The following is a 24,562-nucleotide window of genomic DNA, read 5'->3' as shown; positions in this document are numbered from 1 at the left end:
GCGCGCGTTCCGGTACACGTTCCGGTGTGGGCTCCGGTAAGCGGACCACGGTCCGGCGCACCCCGTCCGATGCCTGGTCCCGTAAGGGTTTCACCAGCTCGGAGCGGGTGGCGGCGGCAGAGCGGCGGGCGGCAGGGGAACACGCCGAACTCCCCCCGTACGGCGGCCGAAAGACCGCCGCCGGGTCTGAGCGGGAAGGAGCCGTTCCCGGACGGGAAGGAACGGAGGGGTTTTCCCCGGATTCACCCTTCATGGTCCGCCGATGCTCCTCTCATCGATCGAGGAAGTCCCGCGCGGTGCGCCGTGATGCGCCTCAGTCTCTCCGGAAGCGGTGCGTCCGTCCATAGCCCCGGCTTTCCCCGAACGGTAGTTCCTGAAGGGGCGCATTCACGGTGTACGGGGGTGCGCGGCAGGGCTTCGAACGCTCCCCCCGAATGTCCCCCGGGGTGACCGGGACCGGCCCCGGAACCAGGGCTTCCGCAAGGTTTCGATCACTCCGTAAACCGCTTGGCAGATCCCCCCGCCCCTGCCACGATCGTTCTCATGACGACCGGAAAGGCGAACTCCGCCACCCTCTGGTGAGCCTCCTGGCTCGCCCCGCGGGCCCCTCTGCCGAGGCTGCTCCGCGACCTTCGTACCGGGCCCTGTGGGCCTTTGCCCCGCTCCGTCTTCCGTACCGGACCCTGTCCCCGGCGTGCCCACCGGCACACCGTGCGACGGCCCTGCCCGGGCGTACTCCCGTACCTCTCACGGCCCCTTCCCCGCCTCCGCCGGCGGGACCGGTGTGCCGTGCGGACCGGGGGCCGCCCGCCGCCACCCGTACCGAACGGACGGGCCCGCCCGTACCCGTATCCGTACCGACACACCGCTCCGTGCCCCCGGGCCCGGACCAGGAGGTGACCCACGATGATCCCCACCCTTGTCCAGCCGGCGGACCGCGCCCCGCGCGCCGTTCGCGCCGGACTCCGCTGCCCGGCGGGTTCGCGGGCGCTCCCTGGGATGCCGCACGAGCCACACAGGCCGCGGACGCTTCTCGCGTCCGCCGGCGGTGTCACTCCCGGCCGGTGCGCCGGGCGGCGGTGTCCGGACGGATCCCGCGCCTGAGTCGCGCGCTCTCCCCCACGTACACACAGACGAAGTGAGGTAGGACGATGTTCACCACCTACGGTTTCCTGTCAGTCACCGTTTCCGTTTCCGTTCCCCTGGTCACCGGCGATCCCGGTGACGGCTGGGACCCCGGCTGAGTCCGGGGGGCGGGCGGCAGTCCGCCGGGTGCGTCCCGGCACGCGCCGCCCGCCCCGACCGCTCCGATCACCGGACTCCCTCGCCCGGACATGCCACCGCGCCGGTGGGACCCGGGTGAGGGGGTCGGATCCCACCGGCGCGGCGACGCCCGGACACCGGGTGGCCCGGCCGCCGTCGCGGCCCGGTCACCCGGTGGTGGCTCACTTGGTCAGCGCGGTCTCCAGCTCGCCCAGGATCAGGTTGGCGGCGGTGTAGCCGATGCCCTGGATCCACAGCTCGTCCTTGACCGGGAAGACCTTGTCGTTCTTCACCGCGTCCAGACCCTTCCACAGCGGGCCGCCGAGCACCTGGGTGGCCTTCGCCTTCTTCGGGTCACCGATGGTGGAGTGGAAGATGACATCGGCCTCGGCCTGGTCGATCTTCTCCGGGCTGACGTTCACCATGAAGCCGTCCTCGGCCTTGTCGGTGATGGCCGGGCGGCCGAGGCCCACATCGGTCAGGATGGTGCCGATGTAGTTCTGCTTGCCGTAGATGCGGATGTCCGCGCCCTCGATGAAGCGGACCATGTTCACCTCGGTGGCGGCGGCCTTCTCCTTGCCGCCCAGCGCCTCGGTGACCTCGGCGCTCCGCTTCTTGTAGCCCTCGATCGCCGTCTGCGCCTCGGTCTCCTTGCCCAGGGCCTCGGCGTGCTTCAGGAAGTTCTCCTTCCACGGCAGGCCGGTCTCCTCGGTCATCACCGTCGGGGCGATGGCCTTGAGCTGCTCGTACTTGTCGCCGTGGCGCAGCTTGCTGGTGAGGATCAGATCGGGGTCGAGGGCGGCGATCGTCTCCAGGTTGGGGTCGGGCATCTCGCCGACGATCTTCACCCCGTCCACCATGTCCTTGGGCAGGTGCTCGGGGAAGCCGGAGGCGGTGTCGGTACGGGTCGCGCCCACCGGCTTGACCCCGAGGGTGACGACCGAGTCCAGCTCGGCGGTGTCGAGGACGACGACCCGCTTGGGCTCGGCGGCGACCTTCACATCGCCCATCGCGGTCTTGACGACCTTCTCCGCACTGGCGGCCTTGTCCTTCGCGCCCTTGTCCTTGCTGTCGCCGGAGCCGGAGTCCGAGGAGCCGCAGGCGGTGAGCGTCAGCGCACCCGCGAGCGCGGCGGCCAGGATGAGCGCACCACGGCGCGAGGAGGACTTGCTGATCATGAACGTCTGCTTTCGTGCGGGCGAACAGGACTTCTGATGAACAGTCGGCGCGCGCCGGGCAGGGGTCGACCTATCCGGCGTGGTTTGGTAAGGCTTGGCTAAGTGTAGATGGATGTCTGCTACATCCGGCCAGGGGGTTTCTCACCATCCGGCCAAGGAATGGCCGGAGCCCGTGGGCCTCGGCCCACCCGAAGGACCGCCCGGACGTCCGTACAGGGGCCCGCACCCCCGCGTTCCGGACGGGGCGGGCTCAGTAGCGGATCGCCCTGCCCACCTCGGCCTTGACCGCACCGGACAGCGAACGGTTGCTGAGCGCGGTGGCCGAGCCCGTCCGGCCCTCGGCCACGTCCTTGACCTCCACCACGGCCGCGTCGAGGAGATTCCCGCCGGAGTCCCGGAAGTCGACCTGGACCGCGAAGGACTTGGACCCGTCCGCCGTGTTCCGCGCGGTCACCTCCACCGAGGTACGGCCGTCGCCCGCCGTGACCGGCTTGCCGAGGGTGATCTCGCCCTTGGCGTCCACCCCGCCCTTGATGTCCGCGAGTTTCTTGTCGGCCGCCGCCGTCGCCGACGCCACCGCGGAGGCCACCTGCGAGGCCGCCCCGGTCACCTTCGCCCCGGCGGACTCCACCGCGCGGGACGCCTCCGCCACCGCCGACGAGGCCGCCGCCGTGGCCCGGCCCGCGGCCGAGGCCGCCTTCGACGCCAGCTCCGCGGGGCTCGTGGTGCCTCCGTCGTCGGAGCAGCCCGCCGCCCCGGCCCCCAGCGCCATCGTGAGCCCGGCCGCGACCGCGCTCCGCCGCCACCGTTGCCCCCGCTGCTCCCGGCTCCGCCGCCACCGACCGTTCACGTCCGCCCGCCTCCTCCTGTCCGGCCACCGTCGCCACCAGTCAAGGAGGCGACGGGCCGCCCCGCACCCGCGGTTACGCCATCCGGTCCCGCGCCCGCCCGGTCGGCCGTTACACCGCCGGGGCCACCGGGAAGAGCAGGCTCAGGGGGCGGGCAGGGCCGGTGCCGGGACCGCCGTCCGTGCCGCCGAGGGGGCGAGGGACCGCGTACCGACGGAAGGACCCCCCGATGAGGATCGATGTCCACGCCCATCTGTGGTCGGAGGCGTATCTGGATCTGCTGGAGGGGTACGGGAAGACCGACACCGCCACCCAGCGGGGCACCGGCGCCGGGCCCACCGAGGCCGAGATCGAGGCGCGGTTCGCCCTGATGGACTCGGCGGGGGTGACCCATCAGGTGCTCTCCGCGCCGCCCCAGTCGCCCCATCTGCCCCAGGTGCAGCACGCGGTCCGGGCGGCACGGTATGTCAACGACGAGTACGCGGAGGCCCAACGGCGCTGGCCGGACCGCTTCCTCGCGTTCGGCTCGCTCCCCTTCCCGCACACCGACGCGGCCCTGGAGGAGCTGGTACGGGTCCTGGACCAGCTGGCCATGGTCGGCGTCGCCATCACCACCACGGTCCTCGGCCGTTCCATCGCCGACCCCGCCTTCGAACCCGTCTACGAGGAGCTGGACCGGCGCGAGTCGGTGCTCTACATCCACCCGGCGGGGTGCGGCGCGGGCACCCCGCTGATCTCCGAGCACGGGCTGACCTGGCAGATCGGCGCGCCCATCGAGGACACGATCGCCATCATGCATCTCATCCGGGCGGGCATCCCCAGCCGCTACCCGGGGATGCGGATCATCGCCTCGCACCTCGGCGGCGCCCTGCCGATGCTGCTCCAGCGCGCCGACAACCAGTACGGCTGGGAGACACCCGACACCCCGGAGGCACCGAGCGCCGCCGCCCGGCGGCTCTGGTACGACAGCGTGGGCCATGGCCACACCCCCGCCCTGGTGGCCGCCGTGCAGTCGTTCGGCGCCGACCGGATCCTGCTGGGCACGGACTTCCCGTACGAGTCCGGCGACCTGTTCCGTACCGCCGTCGCCTATGTCGAGCACGCGGGGCTGCCCGAGGGGCAGAGCCGGCGCATCCTCGACACCAACGCGCCGGACGTGCTGGGGCTGCGGGTATGACCGCGGGCACGCCGGCCGGGGAGTACGGCGAGGACCCCGGCGAGGAGCTGCGGACCGCCGGGGTGAACGGGGTCACCCTCACCTACCGGGAGACCGGCGACGGCGATCCGGTGGTCTTCGTCCATGGCGACCTCAGCGATCTGCGCACCTGGGAGCGGCAGCTGCCCGCCTTCGGGCACGCCTACCGGGCCATCGCCTACAGCAGGCGGTACGCCCGCCCGGGCGCGGACGTCCCGCCCGGCACGCTCAACCCGATGGGTCCCCATGTCGGGGATCTGCTCGCCCTGCTGGACCGGCTCGGGGCCGCCCCGGCGCATCTGGTGGGGAACTCCTGGGGCGCGTTCATCGCCCTGCTGGCGGCGGTGCGCAGCCCGGGGGCGGTCCGCAGCCTGGTCCTCGAGGAGCCGCCCGTCCTCCCGCTCTATCTGAGCGATCCGCCGCATGTCGCCGAACTCCGGCTGCTGGCCCGGCGCCCCGCCGTGCTGAGGGATCTGCTCCGCTTCCAGCTGGGGACGGTGCTCCCGGCGGGCCGGGCGTTCCACGCGGGCCACGACGAGCGGGCGATGCGGATCTTCCTCCACGGGGTGCTGGACCGCCGGGCGTACGCGGCGCTGCGCCCGGAGCGCCTGCCCCAGATGCGGGAGAACCTCTCCGCGCTGAAGGCGGGGCTCTTCGGCGCGGGCTTCCCCGCCGTCGACCCGGCGGCGGTGGCCCGCCTGACCACCCCCGTCCTCCTGGTGACCGGCGCCCACAGCGCCCCCGTGCTGCACCGCCTCAGCGACCGCCTGGGCGAACTGCTCCCGGCCGCGGAACGGGTCAGGATCCTGCACGCCTCGCACCTGATGCACGAGGAGAACCCCTCGGCGCTGAACGCCGCCGCACTGGATTTCATCGCCCGCCACTGAACGCGTGCCCCGCGCCCATTGCCCCTCCGCACCGTACTCGTGAGGCATCTGTCCAGCTCAGGACGTTTCTTTGGGGGCCATCCTGCTGACCAAGTGTGGATCATGGCGAGGTGGCGTCCTGCGCTATAGAGCACGAAACTGCTGGAGCGCGCCGAAGCCGATCGCGGCGGGCCGCGCGGGGGCGCCCGGTTGCCCCCGGAGGAATGGCCCTCCGGGGGGTATGGCGCGGTGTCCATCCTTTCGATCAAGCTCGGCAAGGTGTCCGGTCTGTGATCCACCAGTCGGCGTACACCAGCCGAATGGGATGAGTTCAGGGGCACCAGAGAACTGACGCGCCCACCCCTCGTCCGGGACCACCTCTGTCGCGCTGCACCACACAGGGGGGGCATCCCCAGCGACCCTCGTCTCCCCTTCAGAGGGCCAGGTGCTGCCGATCCGCCGTCCGGGCAGCCCGTCCGGACGGAGCACGGGTAGACGAACCAGCCTGTCGCGTTGAGCCCTGATCTCGATGCCCTGGCAGTCGTGAGTGCCAGGCCGTCTACCTGCGCACCCCAAACACGGCAATCCGCAACCCGCCCTGCACCTCTGAGGGCTTGGAGGTTGCAACCGCGGACCGTTCTCCCACACCCGTCGAAGGTCTCGACCCCGCTGGCGATCGCTCCACCACAGTCAATGTCGCGGGTCCCGCCCCGGCGGCTGGGTCGGCGAGTGCCGTCGGCCCGACCGAACAGGTCTCATGGGCCCGTATGCGAAGTACCGCTGAGTATCAGAAGTGTCGAGGTGGCCCTGGCCGGTACTGAACGACCAGGGAATTCGCCGTGCATCCCGGTGGCAGGGCCCATTCAACGATGTGGAGGCCCGCCAGCTCGATGAGTTCCTCGGAAACACCTAGCCGGGAGAGTGGTGTCTGCCGGTATTTGGCCAGCCACGCCCGGCGCCGACGCTGTTCTGCAGGGTCGAGCGAGGACCACACATCCAGCAGGACTCCAGGTGGTGCGGCCGTCCGCGTCTGTCTCCCCTGTCGTCCTACCAGAGCGTGTATGTAGGGCAGATCGCCGGGATCGTGAGCGAGGGCGACCAGGCACCAGGCCTGCAGGTGGGACAGAGCGGACCCGTGCGCAGCCATCAGGCGACGGCTGCGCCACTGCCGCAGAGGCGCGAACAGACATCGCGCGAGAAGGCTCATGAGAGCTCCCCGACGGAGCCTGCCGGTTCGTGCAGACGGCCCGCTCGCCTGTGGCTCATCAGTTGGCTCGCTCGTCGCCATGCGAACTGGACTGTTCGAGCTGCAGTTCTCGTTTGCGCTGTTCTTCCTTGAGGCGCTCCACGATGCCGGCGTACCGGCGCAACCGGTCGGCCTCCGAGGCATCCTGTGCGTAGTCATCGAGGCGGAACTGCGAGGCGTTGTAGTGCCTCTCAATGTCGTCGGCGGTCGACTGTGAAGTCGAGCCGCGTTCGCGGAACTTGAAGTAGCCGGTGATCCCGGCCGATATGCCGACGAGGGCACTCAGCGCCGATGTCACGATGGCCAGGACATCGTTACGGCCCGGGTTCATGGCAGTCAGCGTGGATGTCACGATCGAGCCACTAATGATGATTAGCTGGAACAGGTTGTGGACTCGCCGGTTCCTGCTTGCTCTTCGCCGGTAGGTATCGATGAGATCGAGCGATGCCTCCCGGTAAATCCGCAAACCGGACGCTGATTCCAGCGGGAGCTGAGCAGCAGCCGACTGTCGATCATGTAATGCGTTACGTAGATCCGTGCCCCTGGATACGATCTTCTTGCGCTGCGCCAGAAGCATTTTGGCGCCCAGGACCCAAAGGGCGTTTGCAATGCCGAGTCCAGCCCACTTGATAAACGTCTCGTTTGAGTTCCATAGGCCTGTTACGACGGTGTACCAGAGCATCAAGGCAAGTGATACCCACCCAGTTAGCCACAGTCCGTAGAGCCGCTGGAGAAATCTGGCTGTCTTGAGATCGTTGTCGATCTCATTAAATTCCTTGAGGCGCTTTCGGTACTCCTCCTGGCGTTCATCCGCAGGATCGCTCAACGGTGAAATATTGTCGGATTGATCGCTCCCGCCCGTATTCGGACCATGCGCCATCGGGCCCCCGAAGATCATGCGGCATGTTTGCAGTTCAGGAGCGTATGACGGCTCTTTGCCAACCGCAATATCGCCTTGATGCTGTCGGGATCAGAGAGGTCCGTGTTCTTGGATCTATTTGAGTTACTGCAGAGTTGAATTGCAACGCCTGAAACCGCTGTGGCAAAGGTTGGCAGCAGGCCGGACGCACTGACGAGGCTCGCTCACGGACTGCTCTGGGTGTGAAGCGTGGGCGAGGCGTGAGGGACGGCCCCGGTGCACGGCTTGCCGGATCACCTCACGCGCCGCGTGGGTGACCCGTTCCTCCGACCCGTCCCGTGTCCGCGACCCGGTAGGCCAGCCCCGCCTCGTCCAGCAAATACAGGCAATCTGTATCCGCCCGGTATCTGCCGGGACTTGGTCACCCCTACACCGGGTTCGTCAACCGGCGTCGTGGTCGTCCTGGTGGAGGCGGGCGTCGAGGTCAGTGGCCCAGGCCAGTGCCCATGCGCGCAGGTCCGCTACGTGTTCGGGATCCAGACCGTAGTCGGCGAAGTCCTGGTCGTCCCACCACTCGGCGCCTTGGAGCCGGTCGCGCAGGTCGTGGAGGCTGAACTCGAAGCGGGCGTGGCGGCGGCCGAGGTTCTCCAGCTCCGCGGTGGAGCGGTGCCGCATCGCGGCGTGGACGTCGATGAGGTCGCGGACCGCGCCGCGGTCCGCGAGCGCGCGGACCTTGGTGCCGATCACGTCGTCCAGGGCGAGCACGGGACCGTACTGGGTGATCGTGGGCGGCGCCCAGAAGGCTTCCTTGAGGACATCCACCTCGCACTCCTCGCCGGTGGCGCGGTCGGTGGCGATGAGCCGCCCCGACAGTGGGCTGGACTCGATGTGCCGGACACCCCAGCCCCGCTCGGCCAGACCGTCGCCGACCGTGCGGATGATCTCGTCGATGGGGGCCGGGTTCTCGGTGGCGACGTCCAGGTCCTGCGAGAGCCGGTCGATCAGACCATGGGCCTGTACGGCGTACCCGCCGGTGATCACAAGCGGGTACGGCGCACCGATGGTGAGCACGTCGGCCAGGAGCCGGCGGTGCAGTTCTGTCAGGTTCACGCGGCAGTCGTGGCCGTCGCGGAGGCGAGCTCGGGGAAAGCGGCTTCCCACACGTCCCTGATCGGGCGGCTGATCAGCGTCCGCAACACCGGCCACTGCGCGATGAGCAGGTCCCGGTTCAGGAACGCGATCAGGTCCTGGCGCTGTCCTTCGGCCAGGACCGTGCGGTACAGGCCCATCCGGGAGCGCGGCTGCTCCAGCCCGTAGGAGCGGCGGCCCGACCAGACCACGTGCAGCGGCAGGTCGACCGTTCCGTCGGTGGGGCCGGCCAGCTCCTCCAGGGACCCCGGCATCCGCTGTGCGTACTGGGCGCACAGCAGCTCGAACGCGTCCGGCACAGGAAACGGAAAGGGCTGCACGCTCATGCTCCCAGTATGACCCGGGGAGCCGCCCGGGGTCCGGTGCGGCCCGCCGGGCCCCGGGGGAGGGGGTCAGTGCCGGGAGGTGCGGCGGGCCGTGGTGAGGAGGGTGGCGCCCGCGAGGAGGGCCGCGCCCGCGAGGCCGCCGATGCCCGCGAGGGCCTGGCTGCGGGTGCCGGTGCTGGCCAGTTCGGCCCGGCGTTCGGACTCGGTCGCCGCCGCCGCGTCCTTGATGATCTGGGTGACGTCGTCGGGGTGGGACATCATCGAGACATGCGAGGAGTTCAGCTCCACCGTGCGGGACTTCGCCCGGCGGGCCTCGAACCGCTCCAGGTCCGGTGCGATGGCCTTGTCGTGCCGGGAGACCACGAACCATGACGGGATCTCCCGCCAGGCCGCCCTGGTCGCCTTCTCCTCGAAGCAGGCCGCCGCGATCGGCCGCTGCCCGTCCGCCATCACCCGGGTCTCCGCCCGGGCGAGATCGGCGGCGAAGACACTATGGAACTTGTTGTTCCGGATATACAGGTCCTGACCGCTGGTGGCGCCGTCGGTGTACGGGACCGGCCGCAGCGCGGGCTGCAACTCACTGCCGGTGAACCGGGCGGACAGCTCGCCCAGGGTCTCCCCCTTGTCGGGCATGAAGGCGGAGACATAGACCAGCGCCTTGACGTTCGGGTTCCCAGCCGCCGCCTGGGTGATGACCGCACCCCCGTAGGAGTGGCCCGCGAGGACGATGGGGCCGTCGATGCTCTTGAGGACGCTGGCGATATACGTGGAGTCGCGGCCCAGTCCGCGCAGCGGGTTGGCCGGGGCCATGACCTTGTACCCCTGGTGCCGGAGGCGTTCGACCACATCGTTCCAGCCCGACGCGTCGGCGAAGGCGCCATGGACCAGGACCACCGTCGGCTTGCCGGAACTGTCCGCCCCGGCGGTGTCCGTGGCGGTGTCGGCCGCGAGGGCCGGTCCGGTCGCGAGCCCGGTCGCCACGGCGGCCAGGACGGATATCCGGGCCGCCCGGGAGAGCCGGTGTGCGCGGGACGCGCGGGGCGCGCGGGATATGGGGGAGTCGTGGCGGGAGGGCGGCGACACAGCCATGGCGCTCTCTTCTCTCGTGGAGGGGCCGTCATCTCTCGGGGGATCTCTCGGGCGTATCTCTTGGGGGGAGGCCGTTGGCCCTCAGGTTCGAACGCCGCCGGGAGCGCCGCGCGCCACGCGGAGCGGAAGGGTGAAAACGGCGGGCGGACGGGTGAGCGCCCGCCGGACCTCTTCCGTACGGGGGCGGTTCCGGCACTCTCGGTGGGGGTGCCCACTCCCCACGGCGTGACTCCGGCCCCGTCCATGGGTCCGATTTGTGGAATTACCGAGGGTTCGTGAACAACCGGGCCTGGACATTCCGCATCTTCGGGATCGGCAGGAGGCCCGGTTCCCCACGGTGAGTGGCGGCCCCGGGCGCGGTTGGTCCAGGGAGGGCGGATGTCAGTGAAGGTGCCGAGGGGCGCCGTGCCGGGGGGACGCCGGTACACCCGGCTGTTCGGCGCGGTGGCGCTCGCGGTGACGGCGGCGGTCGCCGGGGGTACGGTCCCCGCGCTCGCGGCGTCCGGGACCGAACGGGACCCGGTGCCGGGGGTGGTGGCCCCCTCCGTACCGGTTCCGGCGCTCCCGCGGGACCAGCGCGGGGCCGCCGCCGACGGCGTGGGGACGGGCCCGTACCCGCAGCCGGTCCACACCGCCTCCGGCGCGGCGCGTCCGTCCGTTCCGGCGGCGCCGCGCGCGACCCCGCCCGCCACCGCCGGTCAGGACCCCGCACCCGCGCCGCCCACCGCGGCCGGGGCCGCCCGCGACGGCGACGCGGAGCCGCCCGCCCCCGACACCGCCGACGAGGAGACGGGCGATGTCGCGGACGGCCCGCACTCCCCCCGCGACCGGCGCCCCGCCCGGCCGTCGGTCACCCGGGGCAAGGGCTTCACCGCCGTCGAGTTCGACCTCGGCGACCTCGCCCTGCCCGGCGGCGGCGGTTTCCACGCCCCGGTGCGCGGCCAGTTGGTACTGCCCGCCTCCGGCCGGGACACCCGGCTGGTGCTGATGAGCCATCTCCGCTCCGGCAACTGCGCCGACGGCGACCTCGCCGAGGGCGGCACCTTCGCCTACCCCTGCCCGGCGGGCAGCCAGGAGGTCCGCTACGACCGGGGCTGGCGCTACGCCGCCGAGGCACTGGCCCGCGAGGGATACACCACCCTGATCCCCGACCTCGGACCGGTCTGGGTCGGGGACCAGGTCGAAGGCGCGTACGACCAGGTCGACGCGGTCCTCGCGGTCTTCGGGCGGCAACGGGACGCCCTGGCACGGGCCGTGGCCCACGGCGGCGACACCTTCGGCATCCCGCTGCGCGGCCGGGTCGACCTGCGGACGGCGGCCCTGGTCACCCACTCCCGCTCCGGCTACGCGGCCGAGCCGATGGCCCGCCGCTGGGCCTCCGGCCCCACCCGGATCACCAGCCAGTATCTGCTCCAGCCCGCGCTGGAGACCTCGGCGGAGGACCCGTACGGGCCCATGAGCGCACCCCCGGCGGACATCCCCTGGCTGACCGTGGTCAGCGCCGACGACGGCGATGTGGGCATCGCGGGAAACCAGTACCTCTCCGACCACCTCGGACAGCGGCGGACCGCCCCCGCCGGGGCGGTCACCCTGCGCGGCTTCGGCCACAACTACATGAACCGCGCCCTCTCCGCCGTACGCGCCGACGAGCGGACCGGCTGCGACCGCGGCTGCCCGGGCCCGGCCCGGCACGAGAAGCTGCTGGTCGACACGGTCACCGCCTGGCTGGACGGGACCACGGGGCCGGGCCGGCGCACCGGGATCGCCGCACTGGACGACATCGGGGCGGCGGTGCCCCGTACCTTCGGCGAAGTCCCCGCCCGCTGGCTGATCCCCGGCACGCCCTCCGCCCGCCGGGAGACCGTCGTCGCCCTGCCCCGCGCGGGCACCGCCCCCGGGAAAGCGCGGGTCACCTGGTCGGCGACGGGCGACGCCACCGCCCGGACCTGCCGCTACCACCACCCGATGGACCCCACCCGCCGGTCCGGCACCTGCGCCGACCCCGCCATGGGAGTGGTGGACTCCACCACCAACCTCCTCCAGCTGCGGTGGAAGAGGAACGGCGCCCTGCGGGTCCCGCTGCGGCTCTGGCACGCCCCCGACGGGCTCGCCCTGCACCTCGCCCCCTTCGGCGCCACCGGCGAACGCTCCCCGGGCACCCCGCTCCGGCTGACCCTGCGGGACACCACCGGGCGCACCGCCACCGTGGAGGTGCCCGCGAGCGATCCGGCGCTCACCAATGTCGCCCGGGGCGAACGGTCCACCGGCTTCCAGATCGGCACCGTCCGGGTGCCGCTGGAACGCTTCCGGGGCGTGGACCCGGCCCGGCTCGACCGGCTCACCATCGGCGGCACCGGTACGGCCGGCGGGATCCTGCTGCGCCGGGCGGAGTTCACCCATGCCCCGGTCACGGGCGGCCCCGGCGACCCCCCGGCCGACACCGCCGCCGAGGCCGGCGGCCCGGCACCCCAGGGCGGCCGGACCCCCGACGGCGCGACGGACGCCCGGGAGCGCGCCGCCCGCGCCGAGGACTCCCCGGGGGTGCTCTCCGACACCGGCGGCCACACCCTCAGCGCGGCCCTGCTCAGCCTGGCGCTGATCGCGATCGGACTGACCCTCCTCCGCCACGCCCGCGCCCGCCGGGGCCGCTGACCGGGGGGTACGGGGGTACGGACGTGATGGGGGTACGGGGGACAGCGCCACGGCCCTGCCCCCCGTACCCCCGCCCCGTACAGTCGCCGCCGTACAGTCGTCGCATGCGACAGTCGCCCGCCGCCCTGGTCCAGCAGTTCCACCACGCCTTCGGGCTCGACGCCCGCACCGCCCCCGCCGAGATCCCGGCCCCGCTCGCCGCCCACCGCCAGGACCTTCTCGCCGAGGAGTTCGCCGAGGTGGCCGAGGTCGCGGTCGACGGCCCGCTGGACAGCCTCGCCCAGGAGCTGGCCGACCTCGTCTACATCGCGTACGGCACCGCCCTGGTCCACGGCATCGACCTCGACCAGGTGATCGCCGAGGTCCACCGCGCCAATATGTCCAAGCTCGGCCCCGACGCCACCCCCGTCCGCCGCCCCGACGGCAAGGTCCTCAAGGGCCCCCACTACCGGGCCCCCGACATCACCGCCGTCCTCCGCACCCAGGGCTGGACCCCGCCGGAGAACTGACCTCCCGCGCGGGTCAGGCCCGGGCCCGCCACTCGCGGGCGAGCATCGCGTAGTGCAGCTCCCCGCCCCACTCGCCCTTGAAGATCTCGGACTCCACGAAGTGCGCCTCCTGGCGCATCCCCAGCCGCTCCATCACCCGCGCCGAGCCCGTGTTGCGCGGGTCGCAGCGGCCGATGACCCGGTGGAGGTCCAGCCGGTCGAAGGCGACCCGGAGCATCTCCGCCGCCGCCTCCGTGGCATAGCCCTTGCCGCCGAAGCCGGGGTGGAACACATAGCCGAACTCGCCCTGGCGGTGCTCCTCGCTCAGCCAGATCAGCAGGACATAGCCGATGACCTTGCCGTCCAGCTCCACGGCGGCGATCAGCTCGTCCTTCTCCTTGCGGAGCGCGGTACGGCCGGTCCGGGCGGCCAGTTCCCGGGCGTTGTCCTCGCGGGTGCGGGGCTCGTTGAAGAGATAGCGGGCGACATCCTCGCGGGACTCGAACTCCAGCATGTCCTCCTCGTCCCCGGCGGTGAACGGGCGGAGGACCAGACGCTCGGTCCTGATCGGAGTGACGAGTTCGAACATGCGCGTTCCTTGTCTCGCTGGTCTGCGATGAGCCGTGCGTGATGAGCCGTGCGTGATCCCGGTACCAGGGATATCGGGTACCGGATATCGAACGGATGGGCGCCGGTCGTCGTTCCCACGGAACAGGTGGAAGGGGGGCGGACCCTACGAGCGGGCCCGCCCCCGTAAAGGACGACGTCAGACCGCGCCGGCCACCGGTACGGGCGCGGTCAGCCGGCCCGTACGGTGCAGGGTGTGCAGCGCCAGCGCGCACAGCAGCCCGAGGGCGGTCAGCGCCAGCCAGGGCAGCGCGGGCAGCCCCGCCTCCCGGGCCGTGTCCAGCGCCGCGCCCGTGAGCAGATTGCCCAGGGTGATCCCGACCCCGCAGATCGTGTTGTAGAGCCCGTAGTGCGTGGCGACCAGCCGGTCCCCGGAGAGCCGGACGATGGTGTCCATCTCGAACGGGTACGCGATCATCGTCCCCACCGCGAGCAGCAGCGCGGCCAGCACCGGCGGCCCGGCCGCGAGCAGCCACCGCCCCGCCCCGCCGCCCTGCGGGACCGGGACCGCCACCGCCGCGAGGAGCGGCAGGAAGGCCGCGCCCATCGTCAGCAGCCCCCACACCAGCGCCCGCCCCGGCTCCGCCCTGGCCCGGCACCAGGCGGTGACCCGGGTCTGGAAGAGGATCGTGGTCAGCCCGGAGACGGCGAAGAGCACCGCCACCGCCGCCGTACCGGCGTCCCCGTCCCCGCCGATCCGCCGGACCTCCAGCGGCAGCGCCAGATAGACCTGGAAGGTCAGCACATACGAGCCGATCATCGCGGTGGCGAAGAGCAGGAAGGGCCGGTTGCCGAGGATCCCCCGCCAGGCGGAGCGGAGCGTCCCCGCCCCCTCCCGGGGCGCGGTGCCCCGCCGTGCGGGCAGGGCGCGGATCTGGACCAGGCTCAGCACCGCGAACACCCCCGCCGCCACCAGACAGGTGACGGTGAAGCCCACCCGGGTCAGCGCCATCCCCACCAGCGGCCCGAGCAGGATGCCCGCCTGGTAGAAGACGTTGAAGAGGGCGAACGCCTCCACCCGCCGCTCCCCCGCGTCCATCGCCAGATAGGCACGGACGGCGGGGTTGAAGAGCGCCCCGGCGAGCCCGGTGGCCGCGCTCGCCGCCAGCAGCGCGGGCAGCGAGTCCACCAGCCCCAGCGCGGCGAACGCGACCGTCCGCAGCAGACATCCGGCGACGATCAGCGGCTTGTAGCCGAAGCGGTCCGCGAGGGCGCCGCCGACCAGGAACATGCCCTGCTGGCTGAAGTTGCGCACCCCCAGGACCAGTCCGACCAGCCAGGCCGCGAGCCCCAGCGACCCGGCCAGATGCGCGGCGAGATACGGCATCAGCATGTAGAAGCCGAGGTTGATGGTGAACTGGTTGACCATCAGCAGCTGGACCCCGCGTTCGTACGACCGCAGCTGCCGCAGGGTGTCCCTCATCGGCCGTCCTCCCGTGGCCCGAGGGTCAGCGGGTCGACGACCGAGGCGCACCGGGTCCAGCGGGTGATCTCCTTCTCGTCGACCCGTCCCACCACCTCGGGCTCCGGCGCGGGCGGGCCCTCCAGCAGACCGTGGGCGGCGCACCAGTCGTCGTCGTAGACGGTGCCGAGATAGCGCTGGGGCCCGTCGGGGAAGACCGCCGCGATCCGGGTCCCGGCGGGCAGCGTCCGGGCGAGCCACCCCGCGACCAGGGCGACCGCGCCGACGCTCCAGCCGCCGGTGGCGTAGTGGGAGGCGGCGAGCGCCCGGCAGGTCCACACCGCCTCGGCGGGGGCCACCCAGTGGACCTCGGCGAAGCGGTCGTAGGCGACATTGCGCGGATAGATGCTGGAGCCGAGGCCGCGCATCAGCCGGGGCCGGGCCTCCTGTCCGAAGATGGTGGAGCCGATGGTGTCCACGCCGATCAGCCGCAGCTCCGGGTAGAGCTGGCGCAGCACCCGGGAGACCCCGCCGGAGTGGCCGCCGGTGCCGACACTGCACACCAGGACGTCGACATGGCCCAGCTCGGCGGCGATCTCCAGGGCGAGCGGGGTGTACGCGGCGGTGTTGTCGGGGTTGTTGTACTGGTCGGGGCACCAGGAGCCGGGGTGGCGCGCCAGCAGCTCGGTCACCCGGTCCCGGCGGGCCTGCTGCCAGCCGCCGGTGGGGTGCGGTTCGGGGACGGCGACGACCTCGGCCCCGTACGCGGTGAGCAGCCGGGTCATGGACCCCTCCAGACCGGGGTCGGTGACCAGGGTGACGGGGTGGCCGTGGACCATCCCGGCGAGGGCGAGCCCGAGGCCCAGGGTGCCGCTGGTGGATTCGATGATCCGGCCGCCGGGGCGCAGCTCGCCCCGGGCGCGGGCGCGTTCGACCATATGGAGCCCCGGGCGGTCCTTGATGCCGCCGGGGTTGAAGCCTTCGAGCTTGGCCCAGAAGCCCCGGTCGCCGGAGGTGAAGGGCTCGGTGACCCGCAGCAGCGGGGTGTTGCCGACCAGGCCCGAGAGCGCGGTACGGGTGGCGGGCGCGGGCGCGGTGCCGGAGTCGGCGGTGGTACGGGTGGGGGGCGATGCGGTCATCGTGGTGTGTTCTCCCGGTGGGGACGGCTGGTGGACGGCGGGGCGTCGCACCCGCTCGGGGCGGATGCGGGGCGGCCCGGCCTACTGCCGTCTGCGTCCCGTCAGGGCGAGGGTCGCCCGGCCGTCACGGGCCCGTGCCTCGGGTGCGGCGCCGGTGACGGTTCCGGTGCCGGGTCGGCCGGCCGCCGGGGGTCCGGCCTGGGCGGGGTCCGTTCCGCCGGGTACGGGGGAGGGGGTACGGGGGCTCTCCCGCGCGACCGCCGTGCGGGCGCTCCGGTACTCGACGGCACACCCGGACCCGGCGGCCCAGGACGCGGCCCCGGATCCGGGACCCGGGTCGCCGTGGGTGATGCAGCCGAGCATTCCGGCGACCAGCGCGAGCAGAAGACATAACGCGGATGTCTTCCGTCCCGGTGGCCATTCCGGGAACCGTCCCGGGAATCGTTCGGGGAACGGGAAAAGAGCAGAAGAAAGCAGCACAGTTCCTCCGTGCGGGCCTTCGTCCGGAAATGCGGGAAGGCGCCGGAGTTCAAGGGGGATGAATGTCCGTCGGAAAGCCGGTGAATTCCCTCACCGGGGACACGACCGGCCGGTGCGGTACGGGGACGGCCGCAGCGCTCTCGATGGGGGAGGGCGGAACCCGACGGTGGACGCACGGGGGTTCCGGATGGCGCGGGGCGGGCCCGGCGGGATCCGGAGGGCAGGCCCTAGATGCGCAGCACTCCGGTGACGGGGGCGTGGGCGGAGACCGTCGCCCCGTCCGGGAGCCGGGCGGGCGGGGCCGTGCCGGTGGTGCGGTCCCGCCCGGAACGGGCCGTCACCGCCTCCGGGGCCGGGGTGCCCGTACCGCCGCTGAGCTGGGGCTGGCCGGGCATGCACCGCTCGGCGGGATGGACCGAGCCATCGGAGTGGGCCGCCATCAGCGCATGCGCGTCGTACGGGGCCGTGTCCTGGTGCGGGGCCGTGGGATCGTGCGAAGCCGTGGCGGCGTGCGGGACCTCGGGGCCCGGCAGGCCGGCCGTGCCGGTGCCGGTCGCCGGGGCGGCGGAATGCGGCACGGCGGAAGAAGAGGGGACGGCGGAGGCGAGGTGATGGGCCGCGCTTTCGCTGTTCACCCCATGGGCGAACGCCAGACCCAGAACGAGCAGGGCCAGCCAGACGATGTGCAGCGGACCCCGGAATGCGCGGGGCCGCGGAACACCGAAGGGCGACCGAGCCGTAATCATGCCGTGATCATAGCGTGGGCGCCGGAGAGAAAGGCAATGGGAGCCTCGAATTTCGGCCTTGAATGGCTGTGAACAGTTCCTGTCCGCCCGATGAACGGCCGTGACCGGTCGTGGCCCGCTCTGACCGGACCGGGCGGGACGTCTTTGACCGGACCGGGCCGGATGGGAACGGGGGCCGGGACCGGCCCGGGGCTCAGTGGACGAAGCTGTAGGTCCGCCAGATCCCCGCCCCCGGCGCGACCACATTGGAGGTCGTCGTCGGCACATAGATCGAGCCCTTGCCCGAACAGTCGCCCGTCGGATACATGATCATGTCGACCAGGGTGTTGTTCAGGACCCGTACCGCACCCGGCGACTCCACCGCGTGGCACCCCGTGACCCGGGGGCTGTTGATCTGCACATGCCGGTGCGCGGCCGTCTCGTACTCGACCGTCCCCACGGCGGTCCGGCCCAGACCGGAGCAGCCCGCGATGGTGGCGACGGCGGCGACCAGCAGCGCGACACCGGACACGGCGGCGATACGCCGACGGCGGGTCAGGGGCGTTGCGGTGGGCGTGGTCACGGTCACCGGCATGGGCGCGTCCTTGTCTCTGCGCGGTCTGGGGCGGGCCCGTCGGCCGGACCCCGGGGACGGGAGCGTCCCGCTGGGCCCACCCTGACGCGGTCACGGCCCGGTGGCACCCGTTGCGCGTCCGCCCGGGTTACCCGCCCCCGCCCCGCGACCCCGGTGCCCGTTATGCCTCCGGTTTCCGCCGGGGGGTCGGCCGTGCCCGTACATGCATCCGCTCCCCCTGCCGTCCGAAGAGGCTCAGCACCTCCACCGGCCCCTCGCCGGTGGAGCCGAACCAGTGCGGCAGCCGGGTGTCGAACTCGGCCGCCTCGCCCGCGCCGAGCGTCAGATCGTGTCCCGGCAGGACCAGCCGGAGCCGTCCCGCGAGGACGTACAGCCACTCGTACCCCTCATGGGTGACCTGCTGCGGGGTGGCCCGGGTCGCCGGGATGACCATCTTGAACGCCTGGAGCGGCCCCGGCTGGCCGGTCAGCGGGACGATGGTGGTGCCATGGGCGGTACGGGGGGTGAGCCGCACCCGGGGGTCGCCCACCTCCGGCGCCCCCACCAGCTCGTCCAGCGGCACCTGGTACGCCTGGGAGATCGGCAGCAGCAGCTCCAGGCTGGGGCGGCGGCCCCCGGACTCCAGCCGGGAGAGGGTGCTGGTGGAGATCCCGGTGGTCTCCGCGAGCCCGGCCAGGGTGACTCCGCGCTCGGTGCGCAGCCGTTTGAGCCGGGGGCCCACCTCGCTCAGGGTCCGCGCGACCGGGTCCGAGCCGGGTCCGGCCCCGTTCCCCGCCGCCGGTCCTGTCCCGCCGCCGGTTCCGTTCTCTTCGTCGGGGGTGTCCATGGACCCAGGGAACCCCCTTGTCCCGGAAACGGCAACACGACTTGCGGCCGAAACGCTTCACCGCCGGGTGGACGGCCCCGGCGCCGACCTTCTTTCCCGTAACGCAGCGTATTCATCCGGCAGTTCGGCATTCATTACCTGAACACCCGCCGTCACCTGCTCAGTTGGCGGATTTGCCGGTGTCTGGAGTGGTGTCCGTGTTCCACGGGGCGGTTGTTCTCCGTGACACTCGCCACGCTCCGTCGTTGAAGGGCGTGTACACGGTCCCCGCCCGTCCCCGCCTCGCACCTGGAGATGCCCGTTGCTCGATCACTCCATCCCCCCGTCGTCCAAGCCGGGGATCGGAAGCTACGCGGCTCCCTCCCTCGGCTATGCCCTCTTCGCCACCCGCTGGCTCCAGGCCCCGCTCTACTTCGGTCTGGTGGCGGCGCAGGGTGTCTATGTCTACAAGTTCTTCCATGAGTTGTGGCATCTGATCGCGCACATCCTCACCGGCCACGCCAATGAGACCCATGTGATGCTCGCGGTCCTCAAGCTGGTCGATGTCGTCATGATCGCCAACCTGCTGATCATGGTGATCGTGGGCGGGTACGAGACGTTTGTCTCGCGTATCGGCCTCCAGGGCCACCGGGACCAGCCGGAGTGGCTGTCCCATGTCAACTCCAATGTCCTCAAGGTGAAGCTGGCGACGGCGATCGTCGGGATCTCCTCGGTCCATCTGCTCCAGATGTTCGTGGATGTGGACCACACCTCCCAGCACTCCCTGCTGTGGGGCACGGTGATCCATATGGCGTTCATCCTGTCGGCGGCGATCCTCGCCTATATGTCCGGGCCGATGGAGTGGCGCAGCCGCAACCACCGTCACAGCCGACCCAGTGGGTCCGGCCCCGGGCTCGACCACGACCACAGCCATGACGGCGGCCCGCACCCGCCCCGTCCGCCGCGCCCCTCCTCGCCGACCCAGCTGATCATCTCGGAACGGGCGCTGCCGGAGGGGATCACCAGCTCGGTGGCGCTGCGGGACCTGCTGCCCGCGCAGGCCACCGGGGAGCGCCGGACGCCCGCCGACGGGGTGGTCATCCAGGGGAGCCGGGAGCCCGCCCCCGCCGGTCGGCCCGCGCGGATCCCCGTACCCGCGCAGGCCGGCGCTGCGGAAACGGCCGGGCGGACCGAGCCGGGGCGCCCCCGCCCGTACACCACCACGGCGGCGGAGGCCCGTACCGGCGGGGTCGAGACCCGGATCCGCGCCGCCGGCTTCCCCGCCCGCAAGAGCCTGGAGGAGTACGACGCCTCCGGCCAGACCCATGCCGACTGGGACGCCATCACCCGGCTGGGGAAGCTGGACTTCCTCGCCGCGCGGGGCAACGCCGTCCTGATCGGCCCGCCCGGCACCGGCAAGACCCATCTCGCCATCGCGCTGGGGACGCGCGCCTGTCAGTCGGGCCACGAGGTGCGGTTCGCGACCGCCGCCGAGTGGGTCGCCCGGCTCACCACCGCGTACGCCGACGGGCGGCTGACCGAGGAACTGGCCGCACTCGACCGGTACGCCCTGCTGATCGTGGACGAGATCGGCTATCTGCCCTTCGACACCGAGGCGACCAGTCTGCTCTTCCGGCTGGTCTCGCACCGCTACGAGCGCGGCTCCGTCGTGGTCACCGGGGACCGGCCCATCGGCCGCTGGGCCGATGTGTTCGGGGACAGCCCGGTCACCCGGGCGATGGTGGACCGGGTGGCGCACCACGCGGAGATCGTGACGCTCCAGGGCGACAGCTATCGGCTGCGGACGACGACTCCGGAGCGGGCGCTGCCCGCCGTGCCCGACGTGTACTGATGTTTCTCGGCCCCTCCCGGGCCGATCCGACCCCCTGCCGGGCCCCGACCCCCTCCGAGGGCCCGGTGGGGCTGGGTCGTCTCTTTCGGATCTTGCTGGGCTCGCGTGCCTCCCCCAGCTACCGCTGGGGGCGCCCCCAGCCACCGCACTCTCCCCCTGGGCCGAGGGGCCCGGGCGGTACCCCCACCTGGGCCCAGGGGCCCGGGTGGGGGTCCCCCCGGCGGAGCGAGGGGGAGTGCCCCCACGCCGCGTTGTCGTCAATCACCAATGGCCCCCTGGGCCCTGGCGGGCCCGGGTGGGGGCGCCCCCGGTGGAACGAGGGGGAGTGCCCCCACCGCAGTGGCTCAATCCTCCGCCTTGCGATGCGTCCCCTGGGCCCAGCGGCCCGGGGAGACCCCACGCTGGGCCCTGGCGGCCCGGGGAGACCCCATGCTGGGCCCCAGCGGGCCCGGGGAGACCCCATGACCAGACCCTCCCCCTACGCCCGAAGGGCGTGGGAGGTGCCCCCACTCCCTGATCCAGCCTGATCCGAAAGAAACTCCCTATCCCCTGAGCAGCGGCAGGATGGCGCGGAGATCGTCCGTGTCCACGGTGTGCCGCGCGGCGGCGCGGGCCTCCGGGGAGGCGTTGACCGCGACGGCGGTGCCGACCGCCGCGAAGAGGTGCAGATCGGTACGGGAGTCTCCGACGGCGGCGACCTCGGAGAGCGGGATGCCCCGGGCCGCGCACCAGGACTCCACGAAGCTCCGCTTGTCCTCCTCGTGGAAGTGCCGCTCCACCCGGCCGGTGAAGACCCCGTCGACCACCTCCAGGCCCGCGCCGCGCACCTCGCTGAAGAAGTGCCGGTGCTCCAGCTCCTCCACGGCGAACTGCCAGGCCAGCGTGGTCAGCAGCAGGGTGCAGCCGCCCGCCGTGAGCGCGGCGAGGGTCTCCTTCACGCCGCCGATCCAGGGCACCTCCCGCAGCTGGGCCACGGCCCGCGCGGCCGGAGTCCCCGCGAAGAGCGCGGCCTCGCGGTGGGTGAACTCCTCGTTGTCGAGGAGGTGGGCGTCGTAGCCGCGCTCCAGCTCCTCGACCGCCGGGAGGTGGCCCAGTCCCTTCGCGAGGAGCAGCGAGACCGTGGTGGAACGGACCAGGGTGCCGTCGAGGTCGAAGACGACGACGGGGTGGCGGAAAGGGGGCGTGTCCATGGTGGTTCCCAGTGGTCAGATGAGGACGGGTATCGGCTGCTCGGCATGGATGTGGTCCCAGATCCGGGTGGTCCCCGGACGGTCCTCGGCGGCGGTCGCGGCGCGGACGCCCCGGAGGTAGGTGCTGCGGTGCTCGGCGAGATGCCGGGCGAGCCGCTGCCGCGCCGGTTCCAGCCCGTGCGGGTCCCCGGCCGTCTGCCACAGCAGCCGTACGGCGAGCCGCCCCCAGCCGTTGACCCGGCACTGGCGCTCGGGCCCGGGCGAGCCCCGGAACCGGTAGGCGACGGGGAAACGGTAGAGCAGATCCAGCGCCTGCAACTGCTCCAGCAGCTCGGGCAGTCCGCCGGGCAGGGGCGCGGGGTCGTCGCCGTCGCCGTCGGCGGTGGTGTGCGCGGTGCGCATCAGCCGGGCCACGGACTCCTCGGAGGCCAGACAGATGCTGCCGGAGTAGACCCCGGCCTCCCGGATCGCCTCGTCCCACAGCACGAGGGTGCCCACCAGCCGCAGCGGCACGGTCAGGGACAGCGCGGCGGCGGGGTGCTTGAGCAGCGCCTCGGGGTCGGTCCCGGCGGCGAACTCCACGGTGGTGCCGCGGCTGTAGCAGGCCATCGACACGGGCCCCCCGACCGGCGCCCCGGCGGCGTGGACCCGTACACCGGGCAGGGGCACCCGCCCGTTCAGCGTGGGCCAGGCGAGCAGTCGCAGATGGGGCGGGAGGTCGCGTAAGGGGCTGACGGTCACCGTGGTCGTCTCCTGTCCTGAGCCCGGCGACCCCCCGGCCGGGCGTGCCGTACCCCCGCCACGGTAAAAGATCTTCCCCACCCGGCCCCCGCCGACACCCACATCGGCCGGATCCCGCGTCTGGCCCGTCCGGATGGGCCGTCTTGCGGGGGTGGCCCCGCGCGCGTCGAGGGCTTCAAGGCCCGGCCCCGACAGGTGCCTTAATCCCAGCCCCTCCGGCGTTTGAGGAGCGGAGGCCTCAACATTCAGCCTCGCCGGCGTTTGAGGAGCGGGGGCCTCAAACTCAAGCCTCTCCGGCGATTGAGGAGCGGGGGCTTCGGGGGCTGGCCCCCGACGTCCGCCCGAGCCGACTCGGGGCCAAGGTCCGTCCTCAAACTCCCCCAGACTTCGTCCGGGGGGACCCCCATCCGGCTGGGTTTGTGCGGGCAGCCCGTACCCAGGGGCTTGGGGCGAGGTGACTCGCAAGTGCGGGGGCGGGGGCCTCCGGGCTCACCTCCTCGGGGCCGGCAGACCGAGGTGACGTGTCAAGCTCAAGGGGCCGTCCGCCGGCCCCCTGCGGGGGCGACCCTGCACCCCCCACCCTCGTGCCACGAGGGCAACCACCCTGGGGCGCGGGCAGACCGCGACGGGGGCGCCCCGTCGCGTGAGGGTCGAGAAGGAGAGCCACCGTGCTGGATCGCGGACAGCGCACGATCACCGAGCCTCAGCGGAGCGACGCCCGTCTGATCTGGGCGTACCACCTCATGGGGCACAAGCCGCGCCCCTGTTCGGTGGCGATCGGGCTGGGGAGTCATGACCTCGGGGTCGCCACCGCCACGGCGGGGTTCTACCGTGCGGGGCTCTTTCCCGTGGTGGTGTTCAGCGGGGGCAACAGCCCGACCACGGCCGCCCGCTTCCCGCGCGGGGAGGCGGTGCACTACCGCGAGCACGCGCTCGGGCTCGGCGTACCGGACGGGGCGATCCTGCTGGAGACCGAGGCGGGGAACACCGGGCAGAACATCACGCTCTCCCGGCGGGTGCTGCGCGCCGCCGGGGTGGAGGTGACCTCGGTGCTCCTGGTCTCCAAGCCGTACATGGAGCGCCGCTCCTATGCCACCTGCCGCAGGCTGTGGCCCGAGGTCGAGGTGGTCTGCGCCTCGGAGCCGCTGGGGTACGATGACTATGTGGCGGGGCTCGGCGACGAGCGGTTGGTCGTGGACATGGTGGTGGGGGACCTCCAGCGGGTCATCGAGTACCCGGATCTCGGGTTCGCGGTCCGGCAGGAGGTCCCCGCGGAGGTGTGTGAGGCGTACGGGCGGCTGCGGCGGGACGGGTTCGACAGCCGGCTCGTCAGGGTGTGAACGGGGGCCCGGAGGGCGGGGTCAGCACCAGGATTCGTCGGGGAACTCATGGGACGCGGCGATACTCGCGGTGACCCTGCCCTTGTCCAGGCGGTAGACATCCAGATAGGCCGTGGTGCCGTCCAGCTGCTTGGTGTAGCAGCTCTCGCCGCCGGCCCGCTTCCAGCCCAGGTCGGGCGCCGCCTTGCGGAAGTGGGCGAGGGCGTCGGCCACCTTGCCGTCGTAGCGGTACTCCGTGCCCGCGCCCACGACCAGGTCGTCGTCGTCGCACTCGCGGAAGGAGTTCGGCCGGGTGGCCCCCGGCGGGACGGACTCCAGCACCTTCTCGGCGGCGAGCACCTTGCCGAGGTCGTCCTCGCGGTCCCCGCAGCCGTAGGAGAGGAGAAAGGCGACCGAGGGCGTCGCGAAGTACACCATCGGCACGGCCAGCGCGACGACCACCAGCGCGGTCACCCAGTTTCTGCTCATACGGACGGAGGCTACCCCAGCCAAACCGTTATCACCGCA

General features: G+C 72.2%; 22 protein-coding genes. 6 read left to right on the top strand and 16 right to left on the bottom strand.

What is annotated here, in order from left to right:
• Positions 1 to 1,445: 1,445 nt before the first annotated feature.
• Together ABT354_RS06640 and ABT354_RS06635 are read right to left on the bottom strand one after the other, a co-directional pair.
• A complete protein-coding gene (locus ABT354_RS06640) occupies positions 1,446 to 2,441 on the bottom strand; it encodes an ABC transporter substrate-binding protein (RefSeq protein WP_351489877.1) in 996 nt (331 codons plus the stop codon).
• Positions 2,442 to 2,691: 250 nt separating this feature from the next.
• Positions 2,692 to 3,291, bottom strand: a complete 600-nt coding sequence (locus ABT354_RS06635) for a hypothetical protein (RefSeq protein WP_502983337.1) — start codon at positions 3,289 to 3,291, stop codon at positions 2,692 to 2,694.
• A gap of 227 nt (positions 3,292 to 3,518) precedes the next feature.
• Between ABT354_RS06635 and ABT354_RS06630 the strand changes: the two genes are divergently transcribed.
• Positions 3,519 to 4,466 carry an amidohydrolase family protein gene (locus tag ABT354_RS06630; protein WP_351489876.1) on the top strand — a complete coding sequence of 316 codons (948 nt, stop codon included), beginning with the start codon at positions 3,519 to 3,521 and terminating at the stop codon, positions 4,464 to 4,466.
• Positions 4,463 to 5,371, top strand: coding sequence for an alpha/beta fold hydrolase (locus ABT354_RS06625; RefSeq protein ID WP_351489874.1), 909 nt, complete (start codon positions 4,463 to 4,465; stop codon positions 5,369 to 5,371). The genes ABT354_RS06630 and ABT354_RS06625 overlap by 4 nt, the downstream gene beginning before the upstream one ends.
• A 1,244-nt stretch (positions 5,372 to 6,615) precedes the next feature.
• Here the strand turns inward: ABT354_RS06625 and ABT354_RS06620 are convergent.
• From ABT354_RS06620 to ABT354_RS06605, 4 genes are all read right to left on the bottom strand, one after another.
• Positions 6,616 to 7,494 carry a DUF4231 domain-containing protein gene (locus ABT354_RS06620; protein WP_351489872.1) on the bottom strand — a complete coding sequence of 293 codons (879 nt, stop codon included), beginning with the start codon at positions 7,492 to 7,494 and terminating at the stop codon, positions 6,616 to 6,618.
• Between the two features lie 402 nt (positions 7,495 to 7,896).
• Complete coding sequence (locus ABT354_RS06615; RefSeq protein ID WP_351489870.1) at positions 7,897 to 8,565, bottom strand: nucleotidyl transferase AbiEii/AbiGii toxin family protein; 669 nt, start codon at positions 8,563 to 8,565, stop codon at positions 7,897 to 7,899.
• On the bottom strand, positions 8,562 to 8,930 hold the full coding sequence (locus ABT354_RS06610; protein WP_351489868.1) for a hypothetical protein: 369 nt from the start codon (positions 8,928 to 8,930) through the stop codon (positions 8,562 to 8,564). Before ABT354_RS06610 ends, ABT354_RS06615 begins: the two co-directional genes overlap by 4 nt.
• Positions 8,931 to 8,996: 66 nt before the next feature.
• Positions 8,997 to 10,019: an alpha/beta fold hydrolase gene (locus tag ABT354_RS06605; protein ID WP_351489866.1), complete on the bottom strand. Its 1,023-nt coding sequence runs from the start codon at positions 10,017 to 10,019 to the stop codon at positions 8,997 to 8,999.
• A gap of 378 nt (positions 10,020 to 10,397) precedes the next feature.
• On the opposite strand from ABT354_RS06605, the gene ABT354_RS06600 reads away from it, so the two are divergent.
• A complete protein-coding gene (locus ABT354_RS06600) occupies positions 10,398 to 12,671 on the top strand; it encodes a hypothetical protein (RefSeq protein WP_351489864.1) in 2,274 nt (757 codons plus the stop codon).
• A 104-nt stretch (positions 12,672 to 12,775) separates the two neighbouring features.
• A complete protein-coding gene (locus ABT354_RS06595) occupies positions 12,776 to 13,180 on the top strand; it encodes a pyrophosphohydrolase domain-containing protein (RefSeq protein WP_351489862.1) in 405 nt (134 codons plus the stop codon).
• 13 nt (positions 13,181 to 13,193) lie between these two features.
• On the opposite strand, the gene ABT354_RS06590 is transcribed toward ABT354_RS06595, so the two are convergent.
• The 7 genes from ABT354_RS06590 to ABT354_RS06560 all read right to left on the bottom strand — a co-directional run bounded on the left by ABT354_RS06590 (position 13,194) and on the right by ABT354_RS06560 (position 18,953).
• The gene (locus ABT354_RS06590; RefSeq protein ID WP_351489860.1) at positions 13,194 to 13,748 is read right to left on the bottom strand and encodes a GNAT family N-acetyltransferase; all 555 of its coding nucleotides are present in this window, start codon (positions 13,746 to 13,748) and stop codon (positions 13,194 to 13,196) included.
• A 177-nt stretch (positions 13,749 to 13,925) separates the two neighbouring features.
• Positions 13,926 to 15,209 (bottom strand): MFS transporter, encoded by a 1,284-nt coding sequence (locus ABT354_RS06585; protein ID WP_351489858.1) that lies wholly within the window; start codon positions 15,207 to 15,209, stop codon positions 13,926 to 13,928.
• Positions 15,206 to 16,327 carry a PLP-dependent cysteine synthase family protein gene (locus tag ABT354_RS06580; protein WP_351489856.1) on the bottom strand — a complete coding sequence of 374 codons (1,122 nt, stop codon included), beginning with the start codon at positions 16,325 to 16,327 and terminating at the stop codon, positions 15,206 to 15,208. Before ABT354_RS06580 ends, ABT354_RS06585 begins: the two co-directional genes overlap by 4 nt.
• An 81-nt stretch (positions 16,328 to 16,408) precedes the next feature.
• On the bottom strand, positions 16,409 to 16,690 hold the full coding sequence (locus ABT354_RS06575; RefSeq protein WP_351489854.1) for a hypothetical protein: 282 nt from the start codon (positions 16,688 to 16,690) through the stop codon (positions 16,409 to 16,411).
• A 344-nt stretch (positions 16,691 to 17,034) separates the two neighbouring features.
• Positions 17,035 to 17,553 carry a hypothetical protein gene (locus ABT354_RS06570; RefSeq protein ID WP_351489852.1) on the bottom strand — a complete coding sequence of 173 codons (519 nt, stop codon included), beginning with the start codon at positions 17,551 to 17,553 and terminating at the stop codon, positions 17,035 to 17,037.
• A 193-nt stretch (positions 17,554 to 17,746) separates the two neighbouring features.
• Entirely contained in the window at positions 17,747 to 18,127 is a 381-nt protein-coding gene (locus ABT354_RS06565) for a YgdI/YgdR family lipoprotein (protein ID WP_351489850.1), read from the bottom strand.
• Positions 18,128 to 18,287: 160 nt separating this feature from the next.
• Positions 18,288 to 18,953 carry a helix-turn-helix domain-containing protein gene (locus ABT354_RS06560; protein ID WP_351489848.1) on the bottom strand — a complete coding sequence of 222 codons (666 nt, stop codon included), beginning with the start codon at positions 18,951 to 18,953 and terminating at the stop codon, positions 18,288 to 18,290.
• A 301-nt stretch (positions 18,954 to 19,254) separates the two neighbouring features.
• On the opposite strand from ABT354_RS06560, the gene istB reads away from it, so the two are divergent.
• Positions 19,255 to 20,784, top strand: coding sequence for an IS21-like element helper ATPase IstB (gene istB, locus ABT354_RS06555; protein ID WP_351489846.1), 1,530 nt, complete (start codon positions 19,255 to 19,257; stop codon positions 20,782 to 20,784).
• Between the two features lie 542 nt (positions 20,785 to 21,326).
• On the opposite strand, the gene ABT354_RS06550 is transcribed toward istB, so the two are convergent.
• A complete protein-coding gene (locus tag ABT354_RS06550) occupies positions 21,327 to 21,974 on the bottom strand; it encodes an HAD family hydrolase (protein WP_351489844.1) in 648 nt (215 codons plus the stop codon).
• 15 nt (positions 21,975 to 21,989) lie between these two features.
• Entirely contained in the window at positions 21,990 to 22,715 is a 726-nt protein-coding gene (locus tag ABT354_RS06545; RefSeq protein ID WP_351489842.1) for a hypothetical protein, read from the bottom strand.
• A 668-nt stretch (positions 22,716 to 23,383) separates the two neighbouring features.
• On the opposite strand from ABT354_RS06545, the gene ABT354_RS06540 reads away from it, so the two are divergent.
• Complete coding sequence (locus ABT354_RS06540; RefSeq protein ID WP_351489840.1) at positions 23,384 to 24,055, top strand: YdcF family protein; 672 nt, start codon at positions 23,384 to 23,386, stop codon at positions 24,053 to 24,055.
• Positions 24,056 to 24,076: 21 nt separating this feature from the next.
• Here the strand turns inward: ABT354_RS06540 and ABT354_RS06535 are convergent, their stop codons facing one another.
• Entirely contained in the window at positions 24,077 to 24,523 is a 447-nt protein-coding gene (locus ABT354_RS06535) for a hypothetical protein (protein ID WP_351489838.1), read from the bottom strand.
• Positions 24,524 to 24,562 lie beyond the last annotated feature (39 nt).

The sequence above is a fragment of the Streptomyces sp. NPDC000594 genome (assembly GCF_040299965.1).
Lineage (GTDB): Bacteria > Actinomycetota > Actinomycetes > Streptomycetales > Streptomycetaceae > Streptomyces.
Note: the sequence above shows the minus strand (reverse complement) of the source record. Positions and strands in the feature narration are given on the sequence as shown.

Coding starts and splice junctions, on each gene's coding strand:
- ABT354_RS06610 (WP_351489868.1), bottom strand. CDS start 8,930: ATGAGCGTGCAGCCCTTTCCGTTTCCTGTGCCGGACGCGTTCGAGCTG.
- ABT354_RS06620 (WP_351489872.1), bottom strand. CDS start 7,494: ATGATCTTCGGGGGCCCGATGGCGCATGGTCCGAATACGGGCGGGAGC.
- ABT354_RS06585 (WP_351489858.1), bottom strand. CDS start 15,209: ATGAGGGACACCCTGCGGCAGCTGCGGTCGTACGAACGCGGGGTCCAG.
- ABT354_RS06625 (WP_351489874.1), top strand. CDS start 4,463: ATGACCGCGGGCACGCCGGCCGGGGAGTACGGCGAGGACCCCGGCGAG.
- ABT354_RS06595 (WP_351489862.1), top strand. CDS start 12,776: ATGCGACAGTCGCCCGCCGCCCTGGTCCAGCAGTTCCACCACGCCTTC.
- ABT354_RS06565 (WP_351489850.1), bottom strand. CDS start 18,127: ATGCCGGTGACCGTGACCACGCCCACCGCAACGCCCCTGACCCGCCGT.
- ABT354_RS06575 (WP_351489854.1), bottom strand. CDS start 16,690: ATGCTCGGCTGCATCACCCACGGCGACCCGGGTCCCGGATCCGGGGCC.
- ABT354_RS06605 (WP_351489866.1), bottom strand. CDS start 10,019: ATGGCTGTGTCGCCGCCCTCCCGCCACGACTCCCCCATATCCCGCGCG.
- ABT354_RS06550 (WP_351489844.1), bottom strand. CDS start 21,974: ATGGACACGCCCCCTTTCCGCCACCCCGTCGTCGTCTTCGACCTCGAC.
- ABT354_RS06570 (WP_351489852.1), bottom strand. CDS start 17,553: ATGATTACGGCTCGGTCGCCCTTCGGTGTTCCGCGGCCCCGCGCATTC.
- ABT354_RS06560 (WP_351489848.1), bottom strand. CDS start 18,953: ATGGACACCCCCGACGAAGAGAACGGAACCGGCGGCGGGACAGGACCG.
- ABT354_RS06590 (WP_351489860.1), bottom strand. CDS start 13,748: ATGTTCGAACTCGTCACTCCGATCAGGACCGAGCGTCTGGTCCTCCGC.
- ABT354_RS06640 (WP_351489877.1), bottom strand. CDS start 2,441: ATGATCAGCAAGTCCTCCTCGCGCCGTGGTGCGCTCATCCTGGCCGCC.
- ABT354_RS06630 (WP_351489876.1), top strand. CDS start 3,519: ATGAGGATCGATGTCCACGCCCATCTGTGGTCGGAGGCGTATCTGGAT.
- ABT354_RS06535 (WP_351489838.1), bottom strand. CDS start 24,523: ATGAGCAGAAACTGGGTGACCGCGCTGGTGGTCGTCGCGCTGGCCGTG.
- ABT354_RS06600 (WP_351489864.1), top strand. CDS start 10,398: ATGTCAGTGAAGGTGCCGAGGGGCGCCGTGCCGGGGGGACGCCGGTAC.
- ABT354_RS06580 (WP_351489856.1), bottom strand. CDS start 16,327: ATGACCGCATCGCCCCCCACCCGTACCACCGCCGACTCCGGCACCGCG.